We start from the raw sequence: 1,111 nt of genomic DNA, 5'->3' as shown, positions 1-1,111 counted from the left end.
CAAGATATTACAGCCTCAGGGGTGGGGATCACTACCGGAGGTGATCTTGCCATGGCTACAGAACAAGGTAACTTGACGATCGGTTCAGCAGAAACCCATTACCATGATGAACAGGGTGATGCCACCATGCATCATAAATCAGAAGTCAACTCTGGTGGCTCAACAACGCTTTCCTCTGGAAAAGATTTGAATATTCTAGGCTCAGATGTTCAAGCAACGGATAAACTTCTCTTACAAGCTGAGAGGAATGTTTCGATTGATGCCACACGCAACAGTGCGAATGGGAGTGAAACATCTCATGTTGCTTTACACAATGGCTCTCATTTAAGTTCTGGAAAAGAGACCACTGTTCTCTCTGGAAAAGATATCCATATGGCTGCTTCCGATATAGATGCCAAGGGCAATGTTGCTCTTGGCGCCCAAGGGGAGGTAACAATAGGGGTAAGAAACGATGAAGTGGAATATCATCTTCGCACCAAAAACACGAAAGTGGATATGCAAGCCTCTCATGCCGTTGGATCTTCGATAAAATCGGGAGGTGACACCACTGTCATTGCAGGGCAGGATGGCAAACCGCATGATCTTAGCATCACAGGCAGTTCCATTGCGGCTGATGGCAAGGTAGGGCTGAAAGCCAGCAACGATGTCCTGATCAATAATGCAGAGGATAGCTTACATTATGAGATGTCGTACCATAAAGAGGGTGGAGCATTTAGTAGCAGCAAATCTGAGCATAACAAGATGGATGTGCGCCAAGTTGTGGGGTCAAGCATAACAGGGGGTGAAGGCATTGCCATTGATTCCGGAAACAACACGGAAGTTGTAGCCTCGACGCTCATAGCCGGTAAGGCAGAGGAAACGTCAGGAGAGAAAGCACCAGGAGAACAGAAACAAGCGGATATTACTATTCACTCTGGGGGAAAGATTACTATCAAAGGCGCCCAAGAACACTTGGATCAACAAGCGCAATCGTCATCAAGTGGCTTTTTGCATGAGAAATCGTCCGATAGTTCTCAATCGCATACCACAACGGTCTCCTCTATCCTTGGGGCGACGGGAAACATCGTGTTAGACGCACAAGGAGAAGCCAAGATTTCTGCTTCTCATCTTC

At 47.0% G+C, this 1,111-nt stretch carries 1 protein-coding gene; it reads left to right on the top strand.

What is annotated here, in order from left to right; translation table 11 throughout:
• Positions 1-1,111: hemagglutinin repeat-containing protein (locus ACFINF_RS09290; protein WP_375620600.1), on the top strand; the 1,111-nt coding region annotated here is incomplete at both ends.

Origin of the sequence: Bartonella sp. TS25HLJMH (assembly GCF_042193505.1) — a bacterium.
In the GTDB taxonomy this organism is placed as follows: domain Bacteria; phylum Pseudomonadota; class Alphaproteobacteria; order Rhizobiales; family Rhizobiaceae; genus Bartonella; species Bartonella grahamii.
This window is presented reverse-complemented; position numbering and strand designations above follow the sequence as displayed.